The organism is Oleiphilus sp. HI0066, assembly GCF_001635725.1.
In genome coordinates this window covers 1-20,409 of sequence record NZ_LWFH01000668.1, presented here as the reverse complement: position 1 = coordinate 20,409, position 20,409 = coordinate 1, and the positions used below count along the sequence as shown (strand labels likewise).

The 20,409-nt window shown below is 45.4% G+C and carries 18 protein-coding genes; 9 read left to right on the top strand and 9 right to left on the bottom strand.

What is annotated here, in order from left to right:
* Nucleotides 1-7: 7 nt before the first annotated feature.
* The 4 genes from A3738_RS08450 to A3738_RS08435 are packed head-to-tail and all read right to left on the bottom strand — an operon-like array spanning nt 8 to nt 2,824.
* Complete coding sequence (locus tag A3738_RS08450) at nt 8-550, bottom strand: pilus assembly protein PilP (RefSeq protein WP_068475359.1); 543 nt, start codon at nt 548-550, stop codon at nt 8-10.
* On the bottom strand, nt 547-1,194 hold the full coding sequence (locus A3738_RS08445) for a type 4a pilus biogenesis protein PilO (RefSeq protein ID WP_068475357.1): 648 nt from the start codon (nt 1,192-1,194) through the stop codon (nt 547-549). The genes A3738_RS08450 and A3738_RS08445 overlap by 4 nt, the downstream gene beginning before the upstream one ends.
* 2 nt (nt 1,195-1,196) lie before the next feature.
* Nucleotides 1,197-1,760, bottom strand: coding sequence for a PilN domain-containing protein (locus tag A3738_RS08440; protein WP_068475355.1), 564 nt, complete (start codon nt 1,758-1,760; stop codon nt 1,197-1,199).
* Nucleotides 1,760-2,824: a pilus assembly protein PilM gene (locus tag A3738_RS08435; protein WP_068501971.1), complete on the bottom strand. Its 1,065-nt coding sequence runs from the start codon at nt 2,822-2,824 to the stop codon at nt 1,760-1,762. The genes A3738_RS08440 and A3738_RS08435 overlap by 1 nt, the downstream gene beginning before the upstream one ends.
* Before the next feature lie 181 nt (nt 2,825-3,005).
* Here A3738_RS08435 and A3738_RS08430 point away from each other — a divergent pair, with 181 nt between their 5' ends.
* Nucleotides 3,006-5,519: a penicillin-binding protein 1A gene (locus A3738_RS08430; RefSeq protein WP_068475351.1), complete on the top strand. Its 2,514-nt coding sequence runs from the start codon at nt 3,006-3,008 to the stop codon at nt 5,517-5,519.
* Nucleotides 5,520-5,624: 105 nt separating this feature from the next.
* Here the strand turns inward: A3738_RS08430 and A3738_RS08425 are convergent, their stop codons facing one another.
* Nucleotides 5,625-6,890 carry a malic enzyme-like NAD(P)-binding protein gene (locus A3738_RS08425; RefSeq protein WP_068475349.1) on the bottom strand — a complete coding sequence of 422 codons (1,266 nt, stop codon included), beginning with the start codon at nt 6,888-6,890 and terminating at the stop codon, nt 5,625-5,627.
* Between the two features lie 149 nt (nt 6,891-7,039).
* Nucleotides 7,040-7,252: a 50S ribosomal protein L31 gene (rpmE, locus tag A3738_RS08420; protein ID WP_068475347.1), complete on the bottom strand. Its 213-nt coding sequence runs from the start codon at nt 7,250-7,252 to the stop codon at nt 7,040-7,042.
* Nucleotides 7,253-7,511: 259 nt separating this feature from the next.
* Here rpmE and A3738_RS08415 point away from each other — a divergent pair, with 259 nt between their 5' ends.
* The 6 genes from A3738_RS08415 to A3738_RS08390 all read left to right on the top strand — a co-directional run bounded on the left by A3738_RS08415 (nt 7,512) and on the right by A3738_RS08390 (nt 14,645).
* A complete protein-coding gene (locus A3738_RS08415) occupies nt 7,512-9,722 on the top strand; it encodes a primosomal protein N' (protein ID WP_068475387.1) in 2,211 nt (736 codons plus the stop codon).
* 118 nt (nt 9,723-9,840) lie between these two features.
* Complete coding sequence (argS, locus tag A3738_RS08410; RefSeq protein ID WP_068475344.1) at nt 9,841-11,598, top strand: arginine--tRNA ligase; 1,758 nt, start codon at nt 9,841-9,843, stop codon at nt 11,596-11,598.
* 20 nt (nt 11,599-11,618) lie between these two features.
* Nucleotides 11,619-12,245: an SPOR domain-containing protein gene (locus A3738_RS08405; RefSeq protein ID WP_068475342.1), complete on the top strand. Its 627-nt coding sequence runs from the start codon at nt 11,619-11,621 to the stop codon at nt 12,243-12,245.
* A gap of 173 nt (nt 12,246-12,418) precedes the next feature.
* On the top strand, nt 12,419-12,940 hold the full coding sequence (gene hslV, locus A3738_RS08400) for an ATP-dependent protease subunit HslV (protein WP_068501731.1): 522 nt from the start codon (nt 12,419-12,421) through the stop codon (nt 12,938-12,940).
* A 12-nt stretch (nt 12,941-12,952) separates the two neighbouring features.
* Nucleotides 12,953-14,290 (top strand): ATP-dependent protease ATPase subunit HslU, encoded by a 1,338-nt coding sequence (hslU, locus tag A3738_RS08395; RefSeq protein ID WP_068475338.1) that lies wholly within the window; start codon nt 12,953-12,955, stop codon nt 14,288-14,290.
* A 16-nt stretch (nt 14,291-14,306) separates the two neighbouring features.
* Nucleotides 14,307-14,645 carry a gamma-butyrobetaine hydroxylase-like domain-containing protein gene (locus A3738_RS08390; protein ID WP_068473934.1) on the top strand — a complete coding sequence of 113 codons (339 nt, stop codon included), beginning with the start codon at nt 14,307-14,309 and terminating at the stop codon, nt 14,643-14,645.
* A gap of 14 nt (nt 14,646-14,659) precedes the next feature.
* Here the strand turns inward: A3738_RS08390 and ptsP are convergent, their stop codons facing one another.
* Nucleotides 14,660-16,960 (bottom strand): phosphoenolpyruvate--protein phosphotransferase, encoded by a 2,301-nt coding sequence (gene ptsP / locus A3738_RS08385; RefSeq protein ID WP_068475336.1) that lies wholly within the window; start codon nt 16,958-16,960, stop codon nt 14,660-14,662.
* A gap of 23 nt (nt 16,961-16,983) precedes the next feature.
* Complete coding sequence (rppH, locus tag A3738_RS08380) at nt 16,984-17,463, bottom strand: RNA pyrophosphohydrolase (RefSeq protein WP_068475386.1); 480 nt, start codon at nt 17,461-17,463, stop codon at nt 16,984-16,986.
* 215 nt (nt 17,464-17,678) lie between these two features.
* On the opposite strand from rppH, the gene A3738_RS08375 reads away from it, so the two are divergent.
* A complete protein-coding gene (locus A3738_RS08375; RefSeq protein ID WP_068475334.1) occupies nt 17,679-18,338 on the top strand; it encodes an HAD family phosphatase in 660 nt (219 codons plus the stop codon).
* Nucleotides 18,339-18,341: 3 nt separating this feature from the next.
* Entirely contained in the window at nt 18,342-19,202 is an 861-nt protein-coding gene (locus A3738_RS08370) for an imelysin family protein (protein WP_156493345.1), read from the top strand.
* On the opposite strand, the gene A3738_RS08365 is transcribed toward A3738_RS08370, so the two are convergent.
* Entirely contained in the window at nt 19,180-20,367 is a 1,188-nt protein-coding gene (locus tag A3738_RS08365; protein WP_068475329.1) for a class I SAM-dependent rRNA methyltransferase, read from the bottom strand. The two genes, A3738_RS08370 and A3738_RS08365, sit on opposite strands and share 23 nt — an antisense overlap.
* Nucleotides 20,368-20,409 lie beyond the last annotated feature (42 nt).

Genomic DNA, 20,409 nt, shown 5'->3' with positions numbered 1-20,409 from the left:
CCAATCACTATATATCTTCCAGCGTTACAGAGCGTGGACGCTCAATCCAACCACCATTCCCGTTCGGCACAATCTCAATCAGACTAATTCCAGCCTCTTGAATTGCTACCACACGGCCATGGTTTTTGCCCATATATTGACCTTCCTGAACCCGATGAACTCCGCCAGAATTATCAGAAATCAGAGCCCAAAGTGTGGCTGAGTCCTGCTTTTGCAAAGTACCAACCATTCTCAACTGAGTAAGCTGGAATGACTCCAACATTTCTTTAGGACGATCAAAATTTGGCTTGATGTTGCTTTGGTCTTCTGCGATTTCGACACCAACATCAACCTCTTCAACGGGAGCCGCAAAAGGAGAACGGCTGCCCGCTTCTGAATATTTGAATGACTCATAAATAATCATTTCAGGTAATGGGTCAATACGCCCAGCCGGCTTCTCATCAGCCGACTTCATGAAAGAGTCTAAATCTGCATAACCTTCGTTTCCGCCACATGCAGTGAGTAACGAAGCGCTTGCCAGCAAGATAGAAGAAACTAATACCCTACTCATTTTTTCTTCCTCTTCTTATTCTTTTTACCGCCTTGATCTGGGTTGTAACGATACGTCTTAGCAGAAATGTTCATCGTCAAATCACCCGCACCACCTTTTCCAGCTGGCTTAATATCAAAATCATGTAGCGTCACAATTCGCGGCAAAGCAGCCACACCACTGACAAACGCAGCCATATCGTGGTAAGTGCCTCGCACAGAAATATCGATCGGAAGCTCAACATAAAACTCTCTAGAAACCTCCGGCTTTAAGCCAATACTATTGATTTCTAGACCAGTACCTAAACCAGTATTCGTAATATCCTCAAGCAAGCCAGGAACTTCAGTGTCTGCAGGTAATTGCTTAAGCAAAGCACCAAAAGACTCTTCCATTTCGGTCATCTGCTGACGATATGCATCGAGATTAGCAACTTTAAAAGCTTTGCTTTCATATTGTTGTTTAAGCGTGACTTCCTCATTCTCAACACGCTCCAATGCTGCATATTGGTCTTTAATCATGAACCAATATCCACCACCTAGAATAAGGAGAAATACGAGTGCCAATACAATCGCTTTTACTGGTATCGGCCAAGAACCTGCATTATTAAAGTCGAGATCATTAATATCGAAATTTTTCAGGCTTTCCATCTGTTCTGCAAAACTCACAACTACTCTCCTTTATCGTCTTGCTCAGAGACAGGTGTAACCTGCGCAACTGTCATATCGAAGGCGCTTTGGGCTCCGCCTTTAGCCGCTTTCACATCTCTTAGATTTGGATTAGAGAACCACTCAGAACCTTCAAGGTTTCGCATAAGGCCCGAAATTCGATTATTCGATTCAGCTACACCTTGAATATCTACTTGTGCAGACTTGCGATCAAGACTTGTGTAATAAAGCCCTTCTGGGAGAGTTTTAACTAACTCGTCAAAAACGCGCACTATAACAGGACGCGTACCTTGTAAGTCTTGAATGACCTTCATACGCGCTAGAAGCTGCTCACGTTTCTCCTTAAGTTCCGCAATTTCTTTGGTCTTCTTATCAAGCACAGCCATCGATGTTTTGATGTAGGAATTGCGTGCTTTTTGCTCTGCAATCATGCCACTAACTTGCGTATTCCAAAGAAAGAAAAGGCCACCAGCTGCAACAGCCACAGCAACAAGCATTGCGATAAATTCTTTTTGTCGTTTGGCTCGGAGTTCTTCGCGCCACGGACGTAGGTTAATACTTGGCATCAGTCAAAACTCCTCATCGCTAAACCGCAAGCAATCATTAATGCCGGCGCATCATTACTCAGAGCTGAGGCATTTACTTTTGAGTTCAACGTCATATCTGAAAATGGATTTGCTACGACTGTCTTGATCCCAACCTTCTCTTGAATCATTTCAGCAAGATCTGGAACGGAAGCAACACCGCCAGCAAGTACTACATAATCAACTTCGTTGTATTGACTAGACCCAAAGAAGAATTGCAAAGAGCGAGCCACTTGTTGAACAACAGCTTCTTTGAACGGCTCAAGCACCTCACGTTCGTAGTCATCCGGCAAACCGCCTTGCTTTTTCGTCAGGCCAGCTTCTTCATACGACAAACCGTAACGACGCTGAATTTCTTCCGTCAGCTGACGTCCACCAAACAATTGTTCACGGGTATAAACGGTAGTATTTTCGGCGAGCACACTTAGCGTTGTCATGGTTGAACCAACATCAACAACTGCCACAGTTTGCTCTTCTGGAGAATCTTCCATTTGGGAAGCGATAAGACCGAAGGCACGCTCAACTGCATGCGCTTCAATATCAACGACTCGACTGATAAGCCCACCAATTTCGAGGGCATCTTCACGTAATTCAACGTTTTCTTTACGGCAAGCAGCGAGCAAGACATCGACTTGATCTGCATTGTCTTCGGAAGGGCCAATCACTTCAAAATCAATCGAAACTTCATCGAGCGGATAAGGAACATATTGATCAGCTTCGACCGAAATCTGATCCTCAAGTTCTTGGTCATTAAGTTCTGCACTCATTTGAATCGTCTTTGTAATAACAGCAGAGCCTGCTACCGCTACAGCACCAAACTTCACATTACTACGCGACTTCGCGAGCACCTTTTTAACCGTTTCACCAACCTGCTCAACATCATTGATCGTTTTCTCAACGACGCTATTTGCCGGCAAAGGCTCCACAGCATAACTCTCGACCCTAAGCTTGTCGCCGCTCTTTGACAGCTCTAAAAGCTTAACGGAAGAAGAGCTAATGTCGACACCTAAAACGATGTCGTTCTTTTTCCCGAATAATCCAAACACAGAAATCCTACCATCTAAATCGACATGAGTGTGGCCGACTTGTTATAGGAGAGTCTTGACCAAGCACACACAGTACAATTCTTTACTAAAAGCACTCAAAATAGACGTATAATAGTTACCGCCTAAAATTAAAGCTATTTCTAAGATAATAGACCTATATTCATAAACTGCTAGGAAAAACATGGCTCGTTTTGTGAGACTTTCCACCTTTTTTGCGTGGTGTACTGCCGCAGCGATTTGCGGCGCTGGAATTTTGTTGAGTGCGTTTTATTTGTATCTCGCGCCTCAGCTACCTGATGCAGCACAACTAAAACACACTCAATTACAAACCCCTATGCGGGTGTATACCAGCGACAATAAAAAGATTGCTGAATTCGGAGAAAAGCGAAGAAGTCCGGTCGATATTTCTGAAATTCCGACCACATTAACCTCCGCATTTATTGCTGCTGAAGATAATCGATTTTATGAGCACGGAGGCATCGATATTATTGGCTTAGGGCGTGCGGCAGCTCAACTAATTCAATCTGGTCGAATTAAAACTGGCGGCAGCACAATCACAATGCAGGTTGCCAAAAACTTCTTCCTAACACGCGAGCGCACCTTTGTTCGAAAATTCAACGAAATATTCCTAGCGATTCAGATAGAACAAGCTTTAACAAAACCCGAAATACTAGAGCTCTACCTCAATAAAATATATTTAGGTAATCGCGCTTACGGCGTAAAAGCAGCTGCGCAAGTGTATTACGGGAAAAACCTCGATGAACTTAGCTTGGCAGAAAGTGCAATGATTGCAGGCTTGCCAAAAGCACCTTCTCGATTCAATCCTATCGTGAATCCAGATCGCGCCAAAATTCGTCGAGATTGGATCTTAAGCCGCATGCTAGAGCTTAAAATGATCTCTAGCCTAGATTATTCAGAAGCAAAAAACTCAGAACTAACCGCTGGCTACCATGGCATTCAACCTGATTTGGCCGCACCATATGTTGCAGAAATGGCACGCCAAAAAGCAGTTGAACTCTTTGGTTCTGAAGCTTACACACTAGGGCTCAATGTTTACGTCACGACAGACAGCGAATTACAAGCAAGCGCCCAAAATGCTGTAGTTAAAGGGCTTGATGACTACGACAAACGTCATGGATACCGTGAGCCACTGGACCATGTAGAACTAACAGGCGAAGAAAATGATGTTACAAAGAAACAGATACTACGCAATTACATTGCTAAAACGCGCTTTACTCCAGCAGTCATTACAGGAATAGAGCCAGAATCTATTGAACTATTCACGCTATCTGGCGAAGAAGGTGTTATCGATATAGCAAATGCATCGCGTGCAGCGCCATTCATCAACATTAATAGAGTGGGTAAAGCTCCAACTGACTTAAGCGAGCACTTCAAAATTGGAGACATTATCGAGGTCAGCGCCCTTAGCGCTGAAGCAACACCATCAGAAGATACCCCTACAGAAGCAAACGCTGACGTTTCAGGTGAGATAGCTGAAGCTCCGCGCTTACCTTATATACTCGAGCAAAGCCCTGAAGCACAATCTGCGCTTATATCTCTGCGCCCAGAAGATGGTGCAATTCTCGCGCTCAGTGGTGGCTACAACTTTAGAATGAGCAAATACAACCGTGCGATTCAAGCAAAACGTCAGCCTGGCTCAAACTTTAAGGCATTTATCTATTTAGCCGCGCTTGAAGAAGGGAATACAGCCGCAACACTCATCAATGATGCACCCTTAGTTTTTAATGACAAAAACTTAGAGACATCGTGGCGACCAGAAAACTCGAGTGGCAAATTTTACGGCCCCACAAGACTAAGAGAAGCGTTTTATCGCTCTCGAAACCTTGTATCGATTCGCTTACTCAAAAGCATGGGAATCAAGCCGACACTCAAGCACATCACAAAATTTGGCTTCAACGAGCGAGACCTGCCTAAAGACCTCTCACTCGCTCTAGGTAGCGCAGGTATTACACCTATCGATGTAGCCGCCGGATACGCAATGATCGCCAATGGCGGTCATTATATCGAGCCATATTTGGTTACTCATATTGAGAACAGCAAAGGTGAAACACTTTACAAATCTGATCCCTATGTTGTTTGCGATAAAATTTGTATGGTAGAGAAAAACGCAGCGGAAGAAGAAAATGACGCAAGCACTGAAGACGGGCTGACTAAAGAAAGCTTCAAGCCCGCTCCTCGCATTGCAGATGCACGCGCGGTATTTATTCTTCACTCAATGATGAAAGACGTAATTAAAAAAGGTACTGGTCGACGCGCTTCTGCGCTCAAAAGATCCGACATTGGCGGCAAAACAGGAACGACCAACGATCAAAAAGATGCTTGGTTCTCGGGCTTTAACACTGAGGTCGCAACGAGTGTATGGGTAGGTTTTGACAATCCAGAGACACTTGGCCGCAGAGAGTACGGCTCTAGAGCCGCGCTACCAATTTGGATGGATTTTATGAAAGACGCATTGGCTGACACTCCTGCTGCACACTTAGCACAACCGGAAGGCATTATTAGCGTTAAGATCAACGCCAAGACAGGCCTTCGGACATCATATGCAGAACAAACACTGTTTGAATACTTTAGAAACGAAAACAAACCTGAAGAAGAGCGGGCAACTCCGCCGAGCTTAGATCAGTTCGTCACCACTCCGAGCGAAAGTACTGCTCGCCCTGAGGATATTTTCTAAGCACCTCGATTTAGCTGATCGAATTACTCATCATGGCTTCGTCCTCAATTCTTGAACAAAAAAAAGCCGCATACTTAGATGCGGCTTTTTTGAAACGACTATTGATTACTTGATGTCATCAACAGTGCTCAATGGATAGTGCTCTGGGTAACCAAAACGCGCAACACCAGAATCAACAGCTGCTTTCGCTACGGCTGCTGATACAGCGCCAAGCAAACGGGAGTCAAGCGGCTTAGGAATGATGTAGTCCTTACCGTACTCAAGCGCCTCACCACCGTAAGCATCGATAACGTCTTGAGGAACTGGCTCTTTAGCAAGATCTTTGATTGCGTGAACCGCTGCCACTTTCATCTCTTCGTTGATCGCTTTAGCACGAACGTCTAACGCTCCACGGAAGATGAATGGGAAACCAAGAACATTGTTCACCTGGTTCGGGTAATCAGAACGACCAGTCGCCATGATTAGATCATCACGTGCAGCAAGCGCTGTTTCAGGCTGGATCTCTGGATCAGGGTTTGAACATGCAAAGATAACTGGGTTTGGAGCCATGCGATTCAAATCTTCAACAGAAAGAAGGTCTGGACCAGAAAGACCAACGAACACGTCAGCACCATCACAAGCATCTGAAAGCGTACGCTTGTCAGTATCGTTTGCGAACATCGCTTTGTATTGGTTCAAATCATCACGACCAGTGTGAATCACACCTTTACGGTCAAGCATGAAGATGTTCTCTTGCTTCATACCACAAGAAATCAAAATTTTCATACATGCGATTGCTGCAGCGCCCGCACCTAGACATACAACTTTAGCATCTTCAATGTTCTTACCTTGAAGCTCAAGTGCGTTGATCATACCTGCAGCGGTTACGATTGCAGTACCGTGCTGATCATCGTGGAAAATTGGAATTTCGCACTGCTCTTGAAGGATACGCTCAATTTCAAAACACTCTGGTGCTTTGATATCTTCCAGGTTGATGCCACCAAAAGTGTTTGCGATACGTTTTGTTGTATCAATAAACGCTTGAGGGCTTTCTGAATCTACTTCGATATCAAATACATCAATACCTGCGAAGCGCTTAAACAATACACCTTTACCTTCCATTACAGGCTTAGAAGCCAATGGACCAAGGTTACCTAAACCAAGAATCGCAGAACCGTCAGAAATAACAGCAACAAGGTTACCCTTTGCTGTGTACTTGTATGCGTTTTCTGGATTTTCAGCAATAGCACGTACCGGCTCAGCAACACCTGGGCTGTATGCTAAAGAAAGGTCACGTGAAGTTAGTGTTGGTTTAGTGATTTCAACACTGATCTTACCTGCACGTGGTTGCGCGTGATAATCGAGTGCTGCTTGTTTTAAATCGTCTGCCATTACAGTGTACCGTTTTAAAAATTTGGGCAATGCCCTTTTTATGTTTCTCTCAAAAGCGAAACGCTTATGAGCTTACTCACACTCAGCAATTTGCTGACATAAGTGCAAAAAAAGAGCGCATGGCGCTCTTTTTAAATTCTTGTATCGGATTAGCTCGCAATACGACTGCCGAAACGCTTCTTGAACTTGTCGATACGACCACCTGTATCCATCACTTTCTGCTTACCAGTGTAGAATGGGTGACACGCTGAACACACGTCCAAAAGAATGTCTTTAGCTAGCGTAGAACGCGTTTTGATAACGTTACCACAGCTACATTTTGCTTCGATTTCCTCGTAACGAGGATGGATATCTTTTTTCATCTTAACTACCTATTTCATTGTTTGCCGCCACCCATCGTCATTCACTCTAGCGTTGGGCACCGCAAGGAAGGCATCGAGCCATTTACACCAAGAAAGGGCGCAAGGGCCGAAATTGGGGCGAGAATATTACCAAAACAATTGCGGAGTGCAAGCGTGAATTGATTATATTTTGACTAATGCAAATACAAACATGCTCATCCTTCAACTTTCAAAACAATATTACATGACCCAGAAAGTGACTCGAAGTAAACTAAAAAGCATGAGCGCTATTTCATCCCCCCTTCGTTTTGCATCTATTGCACTTCCTGTTCCCTTGCACAAAGAGTTCGACTACTGCATACCCATCACGATGCAAAACAGATCATTGCAACCTGGAATGCGCGTTGCTGTGCCATTTGGCAATCGAGTCATTTGTGGAATTATTACAGATATCAAATCGGAAACACTGCTAGAGCCCAGCAAACTGAAAGACATCGAGCGATGTATTGATTCAGCCCCAATACTCAAGGCGCAATCACTAGAACTTCTTAAATGGGCCTCTACCTATTACAGCCATCCGATCGGCGAAGTGATATATAGCGCACTGCCCACCGCACTGCGCAACACAAAACCACAGGCGATATATCAAAACACGCTTTGGATTCGAACAAACAAGCCTTTTTCTGGCAAAAGAAACGCGCATAAGCAGATCGCACTTCTTAAACAGCTAGAAGAATCTCCAACAGGAATTTGGGCAGATGCGCTGCGCATGCTTGGCTTTACCGGCGCGCAATTTAAATCACTCGAACAACAAGGATATATTGAGAAACAATTATCCCAACAGCAAAGCCAAGCAATGCAAGTCCACGAAGACACGATTTCATACGGACTTAATCAAGAGCAACAAATAGCGGTTGATGGCATCATTCGAAACTTCGATCAATTCACCCCGTTCATGCTTGAGGGCATTACCGGCAGTGGTAAAACTGAAGTATACATTGCAGCCGTAAAACATTGCCTGAGTTTAAATAAACAAGCACTGATTCTGGTGCCAGAGATCAACCTGACACCTCAAACATTTAAACGCTTCCAAAGCCAACTTGGCATCCCCGTGGCCGTCTACCACTCAGAAATGAGCAATAAAGAAAAGCTGATCACCCATCAACTATGCAGCAGCGGGCAAGCCAAAGTTCTCATCGGAACAAGATCCGCAATATTTCTCGAATATCAAGACCTAGGCCTGATAACTATCGATGAAGAACACGACAACTCATACAAACAGACCGAAGGGTTTAAATATTCTGCTAGAGACATCGCTGTTAAACGGGCGCAGCTCAACCAATGCCCTGTTATTCTTGGCAGCGCCACCCCTTCATCAGACAGCTCTCTCAACATTTTGGAAGGACGATTCAAACACTTAACACTGAAACATCGTGCCAAGAAAAGCGTATTGCCCAGCGTCAGCCTTGAAGATATGAGAGCGCTAAAGTCTAAGGACATTCTTAGCCCACGAACATTGGCACGCATCAAATCAGAAATTGATCAAAACAATCAGGTCATTATTTTCCATAACCGCCGAGGTCTCGCGCCGAGTTTAATGTGCTTTGATTGTGGCTGGATATGCCACTGCCCTAACTGTGACGCGCGAATGACCGTGCACAACACTCCTGCGCATCTACATTGTCATCATTGCGACCACAAACATCAGATCAGCCACCAATGTCCAGAGTGCCAAGGTACAAATGTGAATGCAGTTGGTGCAGGCACAGAACGTATAGAACAAATACTTAATTATTATTTCCCGCATACCCGAACGCTGCGCCTCGATCGCGACAACATTAAAAACCAAACACAATTGGACGAATGCATCACAGAGATTCGAGATGGCTCCCCTTGCTTAATTGTAGGCACACAGATGCTTGCAAAAGGACATGATTTTCCAGACGTCACACTCGTTGTTGTCGTCGATGCGGACGGCCTATTTTTTAGCTCAGACTTCCGGGCAATGGAAAAAGGTGCTCAACAATTATTGCAAGTTGCGGGCAGGGCTGGCCGCGGAGAAAAAGCAGGGCATGTAGCGATACAAACACGCCAACCCGAGCACTCACTCTTCGAGACCTTAAAACAACACGATTATCACAGCTTTATGGAAAATGAGTTGCGAGAAAGACAGCTCTGCGCACTGCCACCATTTAGTAAACTTATGACGATTCGCTCGGAAACGCCGGATCCTGTATCGGGCGAACAGCACCTCACACACCTCAAACAATATTTACTCGACCAAGAAGAACTCGCTGACTTATTCATTGCCGGCCCTTTAGCTGCAAGCATTAGTCGCAAGCAAAACAGCTTTCGACACTACTTACATTGCTTTGGCAAAGACAACAAACAACGCTATATCGCCCAACAATATGCTCTGCATTTTATTCAGAGCGTTAAACAACACAAACTCCGACTAAGCATCGATATCGACCCTATCGAAACAAGCTAAGCAATATCTTGAAAAATAAGCCGAGTTTCGGTGTGCAGCTTCTTTCACTAGAGCCTAGAATTATAGATAATACGCGCCCCAAATTTCGTGTTATCGAACATCTATCTCTCGGAGCATCATGAAAGACGTCATTGCACAACTCATCGAATCAGCCATTCAGGAACTTCAACAAGACAATACCTTGCCCGGTGATCTTAAGTTTCGGGTCATGGTAGATACTACAAAAGATAAGAGTCATGGCGACTTCGCAACCAACATTGCATTAATGCTCGCCAAACAAGCTGGCACAGCACCGCGAGCTTTAGCAGAAAACATCTGCGCAAAAATCGAAAACAGCAACAATGCTCAAATTGAAAAACTTGAAATAGCCGGCCCTGGTTTCATTAACTTTTTTGTGAGCTCAGCCAGCCAATTCGCTGTACTCGAAGATATCTTCGCACGAGGCGAGAACTTCGGGCGCGCAGACGCAAACAGCAAACCATCGATCCAAGTTGAGTTTGTTTCAGCCAATCCAACCGGCCCACTTCACGTAGGTCATGGTCGCGGCGCTGCATATGGTGCGACTGTTTCAGATTTCTTAGAAGCTGCAGGCTATCAAGTGCAGCGAGAGTACTACGTTAACGACGCTGGCCGCCAAATGAACATTCTCGCTGCGAGTGTTTGGCTGCGCTATTTAGAACTGCTAGGCCAAGACATTAAATTCCCAGTGAACGGTTACAAAGGCGAATACATTTTTGATATCGCAAAAGACCTGCAAAGCAAGCATGGCGACGCGTTCTCTCAAAACGCCGAAGATGTATATAAAGATCTTCCAAAAGATGAAGATGAAGGCGGTGATAAAGAGCTGTATATCGATGCGGTCATCGTTCGCGCTAGAGAACTACTTGGCGACGGATTCAAAACGGTCTACGACCTCGGCGCTGATTCAATCGTTGATGAAATACGCGAGGACTTAGGCGAGTTCGGTGTGAACTATCAACGCTGGTTCTCTGAGGCATCATTAAAAGACAGCATTGAAGTCGCGCTTGCAAAACTTCAAGAGAATGGTTTCCTATACGAGAAAAATGGCGCTACATGGTTCCGTTCAACAGACTTTGGCGATGACAAAGACCGTGTAGTGAAGCGCGACAATGGCGAAACAACATACTTCGCATCGGACATTGCCTACCATTACGACAAATTCGAACGCGGCTTTGAACGCGTTATCAATGTTTGGGGCGCCGACCACCACGGCTACATCACACGCGTAAAAGCGTCCTTACAAGCCCTGGGCATTGACCCTGAAAAGCTCACTGTAAAACTAGTTCAATTCGCAATTCTTTATCGCGGTGGCGAACGCGTTCAAATGTCGACAAGAAGCGGCTCATTTGTGACGCTACGTGAGTTACGCGAAGAAGTTGGCAACGATGCAGCACGTTTCTTCTACGTGACGCGTAAGGCTGAGCAGCACATGGACTTCGATCTCGATCTTGCGAAATCACAAAGCAAAGACAATCCGGTGTATTACATCCAATACGCACATGCACGTATTGCAAGTATGCTGCGCAAACTGGAAGAAGAAGGCGCACTCGTTGATCAAGCAAATGGTTTAAGTCAACTAACTAGCAATGCCATCGAAGCTGAAACTGAATTGGCAAAACGTTTGGCGCAATATCCGCAAACGCTTATTAATTCTGCTGAGCAGTTTGAGCCGCATACTATGACGCATTATCTACGTGACCTAGCTAGTGAATTCCACACTTACTACAACGCGAACAAGATGCTTGTTGAAGATCATAATGTACGTGATGCGCGCATCACCTTGAGCCTTGCTGTGCAACAGGTTCTGAGCAATGGTCTGAATCTGCTAGGTGTTAGCGCGCCAGACAGTATGTAAGTAGACACGAGATTCATGGAATGACACGCGATTACGCTAAACCATCAACAACAAAAACAAGCTCGAAAAGCAAACCGAAAAAGAAAACGGCAAAAAAGAGCGCTGCTGCTCCAAAAGCAGCGCCTCCAGCCCCCTCAAACTCGGGCAAGAGTAAGTTTTTCCACATCGCACTCATTACCGCCATTCTTGGCGGTTTTGTCTATGGTCTGTACAAACTTGCGCAACTTCCGGCGGATCGCACGCTAGACCCTACAACACCAACAAAACCAAGCCAAGCAAAGCAGGTCGAGCCGACAAAAACTGAAAAGCCCGAAGCTCGCTTCCAGTTTTATGACATGCTTCCTAATAGCGAAGTCGAAACTGATGCAGTAACCGCTTACACCTTTAAAGAAAAAGGAGTGCAGGAGGAATATCAGTACATGCTTCAAACTGGCTCCTTCCGTCAACGCAAAGACGCAGAACGCCAGAAAGCTACGATCGCATTTCAGGGACTTAAAGCTTCAATCAAAGCGACCAGCAACGACCAAGGCAGCACATGGTTCCGAGTTCAAACTGGCCCCTTTGCTTCTCGTAGTGAGATGAATGCGGCCTTAGATAAACTCTATGCGATCAATATTCAGCCGCTCGTGAAGAAAAGCAAAAAGTAAGCTCAAAGTGGCGCTTGTTCGCTTCGCTTAACTCTCCCCTTCTTTTAAAGCCTGGACACTCATAGTCATCATCGTGCGCGTACGCATTATTTTACGCGCAGAAACCTTGAATTTCTGAGTTCCGCATCCATATTCGTTCGAGACAAAAAAATTCATCGAGTAGGAGCTCAACGATGACCACTATCTTATCTGTCCGCAGAGAAGGCGAAGTTGCACTAGGCGGCGATGGCCAAGTCTCTCTTGGCAACACCATCATGAAAGGCAATGCGAAGAAAGTGCGCCGTCTCTACAATGGACAAGTCATCGCGGGCTTTGCTGGAGGCACTGCAGATGCTTTCACGCTATTTGAACGCTTTGAAGCTCAGCTAGAAAAACATCAAGGGCACCTCGTTCGAGCGGCCGTAGAATTAGCAAAAGATTGGCGAACTGACAGAGATCTTCGAAAACTCGAAGCATTACTTGCTGTTGCCGACAAAGACTCGTCACTCATTATTACGGGCAACGGCGATGTCATTGAACCTGAAGACAGTCTAATCGCCATTGGCTCAGGCGGTCCTTTCGCGCAAGCAAGTGCGCGCGCCCTACTTGATAACACCGAGCTCGGTGCACGCGATATTGTTGAGAAAGGCTTAGACATTGCAGCAAGCATTTGCGTATTTACCAACGACAACCGCACTATCGAAGAACTGAAGTAAAAGGCTAGCACTATGGCGAACATGACCCCGCGCGAGATCGTACATGAACTCAACCAACACATTATTGGCCAAGACGACGCAAAACGTGCCGTTGCTATCGCTCTTCGTAATCGCTGGCGCCGAATGCAACTAAACGAGGATCTACGCGACGAAGTTTCGCCAAAGAATATCCTAATGATTGGCCCGACAGGCGTTGGTAAAACAGAAATCGCTCGACGACTCGCTAAACTCGCAGACGCACCTTTTGTTAAGATTGAAGCGACCAAATTTACTGAAGTGGGCTATGTAGGCAGAGATGTTGATTCAATCATCCGCGACCTTGCCGAAAACGCGCTTAAACTTTTCCGTGAAAAAGAAATTAAACGCGTTGAAATGCGTGCAGCTGATCTAGCAGAAGATCGAATTTTGGACGCACTACTTCGTCCTGCTCGTAGCACTAATTCTTTTTCAGAAGAGCCTAGCGCTGAAGAATCAAGCACTCGTCAAATCTTTCGTAAAAAGCTCCGTGAAGGCGAGCTAAATGACAAAGAAATCGATATCGAAGTGAGCTCTACTACAGTTGGTGTTGAGATTATGGCTCCTCCAGGAATGGAAGACATGACCAATCAACTACAGAGTTTGTTCTCTAATATGGCCGGAGACAAACGTAAGAGCAAAAAAATGAAAGTGTCGGACGCTCTCAAAATTGTGCAACAAGAAGAAGCGGCCAAGCTAATTAATGAAGAAGAAATTAAAGCTACAGCCATAAAAGCCGTTGAACAAAATGGCATTGTATTTCTCGACGAAATCGACAAAGTCGCTAAGCGCGCAGACAGTGGTGGATCTGGCGAAGTTTCACGCGAGGGCGTACAGCGCGATCTACTTCCGCTTATTGAGGGGAATACTGTCACGACTAAACTAGGCCCAGTCAAAACAGACCACATTCTGTTTATTGCTTCAGGCGCCTTCCACCTATCGAAGCCTTCAGATCTTATCCCCGAACTGCAAGGGCGCCTGCCGATTCGTGTCGAGCTTAAAGCACTGAGCACAGATGATTTTAAACGCATCCTAACTGAGCCAAATGCATCATTAATTGATCAATATGTCGCTCTGATGGCAACCGAAGGCGTCAAACTAAGTTTCAATGATGATGCGATCGAACGTATCGCGCACATTGCTTGGAAAGTGAACGAAAGCACCGAGAACATCGGAGCACGACGATTGCACACAGTATTAGAGCGCCTTCTTGAGCAAATATCTTACGACGCGGGCGACAGCGTAAGAGAGCAGTTTGAAGTGACCGCTGCGTATGTTGACGAACAGCTCAACGAAGTGGCAGAAGACGAAGACTTAAGTCAATACATTCTATAGACGGCGAACTCTTAAGATGATCCCAACGCGCATTGAACTCAAAAAACAGTCTCGTACACTCGCCTTATCTTATGCCGATGGCGACTATGCACTGAGCTTTGAGTTATTGCGCGTATTATCGCCCTCTGCTGAAGTGCGCGGCCATGGCAAACCCATCCTACAACACAGTAAAAAGTCAGTGCAGTTAGTCGGCATAGAACAAGCCGGTAATTATGCCCTCAAGCTTAGCTTCGATGACGGACATGACTCGGGATTGTACACGTGGGACTACTTACGAAAACTTGCTTTAGAACAAACAAGTCTGTGGCAGGATTATCTCGATCAACTTAGCGATGCGGGATTAAGCCGAGAATAAGACTTTTCGAGAGATTATAAGGCCGCGGAAGATTTCACTTCAGCTAAACGAGACCTACGTAAGAATCTATCAAAACCAGCCTCTTTTAGTGCTAGCGTTAATGTACTCTCAACAATGTACGAAGAATCAAGCATCAAGACCTCTTTCAACAAGTCTTGCGCCCACTCCAAACTCACGCCTCGCAACACAGCTTTTACGCGTAATAGATTCGAAGCATTCATCGAAAGGGCGTCATAACCCATAGCCATAAGCAATAATGCGCCAGCCGGATCACCCGCTAGCTCGCCACAGATACTTAACTGAACATGCATACCCTTAGAATCTTGCGCGATCTTGTACAAAGCTTGAAGAACTGCAGGATGGAATGAATGATATAAAGGCGCAACACGCGGATTGTTACGATCTACAGCCAGCAAATACTGCGTCAAATCGTTTGAACCCACCGATAAAAAGTCGACGCGTTCAGCCAACTCGCGCACCTGATAGACCGCTGCTGGGACCTCAACCATCACTCCCACTTGCGGCATATTGACTTGATAGCCTTCTGCACGAACCTCGTGATACTCACGATAAATAAGGTGCAAGGCTTCTTCTACCTCGTTCACACTCGACACCATTGGTAACATGATGCGTAAATTGTTGAGGCCTTGGCTAGCTTTTAACATGGCGCGCATTTGCACCAAAAAGATTTCAGGGTGATCTAGCGTGACGCGGATACCACGCCAACCCAAGAAAGGATTTTCCTCTTCAATAGGAAAATACGTTAAGGCTTTATCTCCACCAATATCGAGTGTGCGCATGGTCACTTGATTCGGAGCAAACGCTTCGAGCTGCTCTCGATAATACAGCATTTGCTCGTATTCACTTGGGAAACGCTCGTTAATCATGAAAGGCACTTCGGTTCGATACAGACCGACACCCTCTGCACCATGATCAAGCGAACGCACCACGTCTGCCATTAAGCCAGTATTTACCCAAGAATGAATACGATGTCCGTCAGTTGTCTCGCATGGTAACTCGATGATCTCTTTTAAGTCTTCATCAAGCTCTTTGTCTTCATTCAATACCGTCGCATAATGCGCCTGCATTTCTGCAGAAGGCGAAATTAAAATGTCACCGTTATAACCATCAACGACCATCTCACAACGGTCAAGCTTGGATAACGGAACATCTACTAGGCCCATAACGGTAGGTATGCCCATTGCTCGCGCAAGAATCGCAACGTGCGAACTACCCGAACCTTTAATGGACACTAAGCCAACAAGATTCTCGCGCGGCACCTCGCCTAGCATTGTCGGCGTCAACTCGTCACTCACCAACACAGTGCGCTCGGGAAAGTTTAGCGTTTGTGTCTCGCGCTCTTGAAGATAACTCAGAATACGACGACCCAAGTCTTTGATATCAACAGCTCGCTCACGCAAATAGGCATCACTCATCATTTCAAAGTGACTCGCGTAATCCTTTATCACGTGCTTCAACGCTGTCTGCGCACATGATCCTGCTTTAATTTTGTTCTGAACTTCGCCCGCAAGTGCTTTATCGTCGAGCATCCCGATATATACATCGAACAGCGCCTGTTCTTCAGGCCTAAGCTGCTCCGCTAAACGCTCACCTACTTTGGATATATCGACACGCACAGATTCGATGGCTCCATCAAAAAGCGCCAAATCTGCATCAATATCATCGGAAGTTCTTTCAGGAACGCTATCGAAGTCCGCCGGGGGAAACATCACCATGCTTTGACCAATCGCAACCCCTGGTGAACCCGCGACCCCTTTAAAGACGAGATCTTGTTCTTTGCTGGAAATTAAAGAGGGACCAACAAACGCACTTGTCGCTTCTGAATGCGCAATAATGCCGGCAAGCTGAGCCGAAACAGTAACAAGAAAAGCTTCTTCACCTTCATCAAAATGACGACTGTTTGAAGCTTGCTGAACAACAATAACGCCGAGAACTTTCTTGTGGTGAATGATTGGCACACCAAGAAAGCTTTCGTATCGCTCCTCGCCCGTTTCGGGAAAGTAACGATAACGATGGTGATTTTGAGCATGCTCTAAATTAATAGGTTCTTGGCGAACGCCAACGAGCCCGACCAGACCCTCAGAATATCCAAGACTGACTTGCCCAACCGCATCAAGGTTCAAACCCTTCGTTGCCATCAGTACGTAGCGGTTTTCAACGCTATCAAGAAGATAAATCGAGCATACATCCGTCTGCATAGACGACTGCACTCGATCCACAATCAGCTGAAGAGCTTCATTAAGATCTGCAGCTGCATTGACTTCCTGTACTATGCCGCGAAGCGTGGCCAGCATTGCTCAACCCCTATTATTTGACGCTAGTCCACAGTAAATAAGTGGCTAGACAAATCTTTCAATGCACGTCGGTAGACTTCTCGCTTGAAGGAAACTACTTGACCCAATGGATACCAGTAGCTCACCCAATCCCAACCATCAAACTCTGGCGTTTCGCCATTGCTCAAAGAGATGCTTTCGTCCTGCCCGATCATTCTCAACAAAAACCATTTTTGTTTTTGGCCAATACAAACCGGATGGGAGTTATGTCGGACTAAGCGTTTTGGCAAGCGATATCGTAACCAGCCCTCAGTCTGCGCAACAATCTGAACATCTTTTTGCACTAAACCGATCTCTTCATAAAGCTCTCGATACAATGCTTGTTCTGGCGTTTCGTGAGGTTTTATTCCCCCCTGAGGAAACTGCCAAGAAGTTTGTCCAATTCTACGCGCCCATAGCACCTCATTCTGTTGGTTAGCAAGAATAATTCCGACATTCGATCTAAAACCGTCAGAATCAATCACAACCATTCCTAATAAAATTTCGTTTCAGCCATTGTTCCAGAAAAAGCAAAATGCAGCAATCGTAAGGCTCGGTAAATACGAGCTATCACACACATAAAGACCTTCATTTCCTTAAACATTAGACACACTATTGGTCGCACTTCAGTTTTTTATTTCCTCTGTCGTATAACCTGTTATGCTGCGCCAACGTTCAATTTCGCAATGGAGTAAGATGCGTGGCACTGGCAATTTTTGATCTAGACAACACCCTTATCGCAGGCGATAGCGATCACCTATGGGGTGAATTTTTAGTTGAAAACAAACTGGTTGATGCAGAGTATTTCAAGCAAAAAAACGATGAATTCTACCAAGACTATGTTGAAGGTAATCTCGACATCTACAAGTACATTGAATTTTCATTGTCTCCACTTACTCAGCACTCCATGACTAAGCTTGACGAGTTACACCAGCAGTTTATGGAAAGCCACATCCAGCCCATCATGCTGCCTAAGGCAAAAGCGCTGATTGAATCACATAGAGACAAAGGCGACACATTACTTGTCATCACTGCTACAAATCGCTTTGTAACTGCTCCTATTGTCGAAGCATTTGGCATTGAAAACCTTCTTGCTATCGAGGTCGAAGTCGTCGATGGCCAATACACAGGAAAGAGCTTTGGTGTACCAAGCTTTAAGGAAGGAAAAGTAACCCGTTTAAATGACTGGCTGGCTGAAAACACGCTATCTCTCGAAGGCGCTTATTTTTATAGCGACTCGCACAACGATATTCCTTTGCTTGCAAAGGTTGATCATCCTGTTGTCGTTGATGGCGACGATCAACTTCTGAAACATGCAAAAACAAATAACTGGAAATGCATTTCATTAAGAGATAACTAAGTGATGCTGAACCGCGGTGCCATGATTGCGTTAAAAAATTTCGTATTAGTATTATCTGCTTCCATACTGCTGGCTTGCAGTGAAAATGACGCACCAAAGTTAGAAGAACCAGTACAAAACAGCACAACGACGGATGACCACTCTCAATTATCAGACGCCCCTTTAAACAACACGAAAGCGCAGACAGAATTCGCCAACAAAGCGTTTTTAGATACGCTCACTGCTCTCGACGCACTGTCTCTTGCCGTAACCCAGTTCACAGACACACCCAATGAGCAGCTCTTTAACGCAACCCAAGCGCGTTTGACCCAAGCGCACAACGCCTATCGTGTGAGCAGTGCTTTTTTAGCGCTCAGTCCTGCTCATGAAGCCTCGAAGTTTTTGGATAGCTACCCTTTACTGCCAGGCTATTTAGACAGCGTTGAAGGCTATCCAAACAGTGGAATCATTCATTCAGAAATCCCTTTAAACGTTTCTACATTGGAAGACGAATTCCAGTTTAGCGATTCAATGTATTTAACTTTAGGATTTGAAGCGTTCGCTTTCATACTCAACGGGGACCCTGACTCACCTGTAGCTCCATGGCGACGATTCAATGACGAAGGAACTGATAAAAATAAACACACCGCAGAGCGCAGACGTCAATACCTAAGCTTGCTGAGTGAACACTTGGTCTCTGAATTTAAAAAACAGAAACTGCAGTTCGAACAACTCGGCATACTTAATCTACATTTACTGCAAGACGATGCCTTCAAACAGGCTTATCTAGAAGCTGAAGCAGCCCGTTTTGATCAATCTCTTGTACAAAAGATATCTGAACAATGGGCTGCTGTAGAGCAACTTAAGACTGAGGAAGCACTCTAAAGAACATGGCTTTGAGATAGTTTGTTTCTGCGATCGCGGGAACAATAGGATGGTCAGGGCCTTGCGGAAAACGCTCAATCAACTGCAACTCCTTCTCGAGCGTACGCGCTGTTTTACGAACAATATCTAACAATGTTGGCTCAGCCAAATGCATTGAGCAAGATCCTGAAACAAGCACACCATCTTTACTCAACAAACGCATCGCCATCTGATTCAAACGTTGATAAGCGACCTCACCTGCTTTCTGATCTTTTCTGCGAGGAATAAACGCTGGCGGGTCAACAATCACCACATCAAAGCGCTCACCTTCTTCCTTCAACGCTTTGCAGATTTCAAACACGTCACCTTCAATGCTGGAAACAATATCACCAACACCATTTAACTCTGCATTTTTATGCACATAATCCAGAGCAAGCGTTGAGGCATCAACACAGGTCACCTCCTTCGCTCCAAACATTGCAGCTTGAACACCCCAGCCACCAATATAGCTAAACAGATCAAGAACCGTCTTGCCTTTCACATAGTGCGCTAATGCAGCTCTTCCTAGCCGATGATCATAAAAGTATCCGGTCTTTTGCCCTTCAACAACTGGGGCGACAAAACGAACACCATTTTCTCTCAACTCTGCTTCAGTGATATCACCTAAAGCATGCTCAACGTAACTCTCTAGACCCTCGCTCTCTCGCATTTTCCCATCGTTCTTAAAAACAATGGCTCGCGGCTTTAACTTCTTCTCAAGAACTTCAGTAATATCCGCTTTCAACTGTTCCATTCCAGCACTTGAGATCTGCACGACGAGTACGTCTTGAAATCGATCAATCGCAAGCCCTGGCATGCCATCACTATCACCGTACACAAGCCGATAACTCTCATCATCGAAGCGCTTTTCGCGCAAGCTCAACGCAATATTTAAACGATGTGCAAAAAGAGAGCGGTCAAAAATCGCTTTTTTATCTCGACTGAATAAACGGCCGCAAATCAAAGTATTTGGATTTACAAATGCAACACCCAAAAACTGACCCGAGTGCGATTGCACATGGCATTGCTCACCCGCACTGAATTGCTTTAGCGGGCTTTGTTTGACGTCCACCTCGTTACTGTAAATCCAAAGGTGGCCTTGCTTAAGACGCTTTTCAGCGCCTTTTCGTAAAATCATTGTTTGCATGAAAAGTGCCTCTGTTTAGGCGAAAAAAAACGCACACACCTA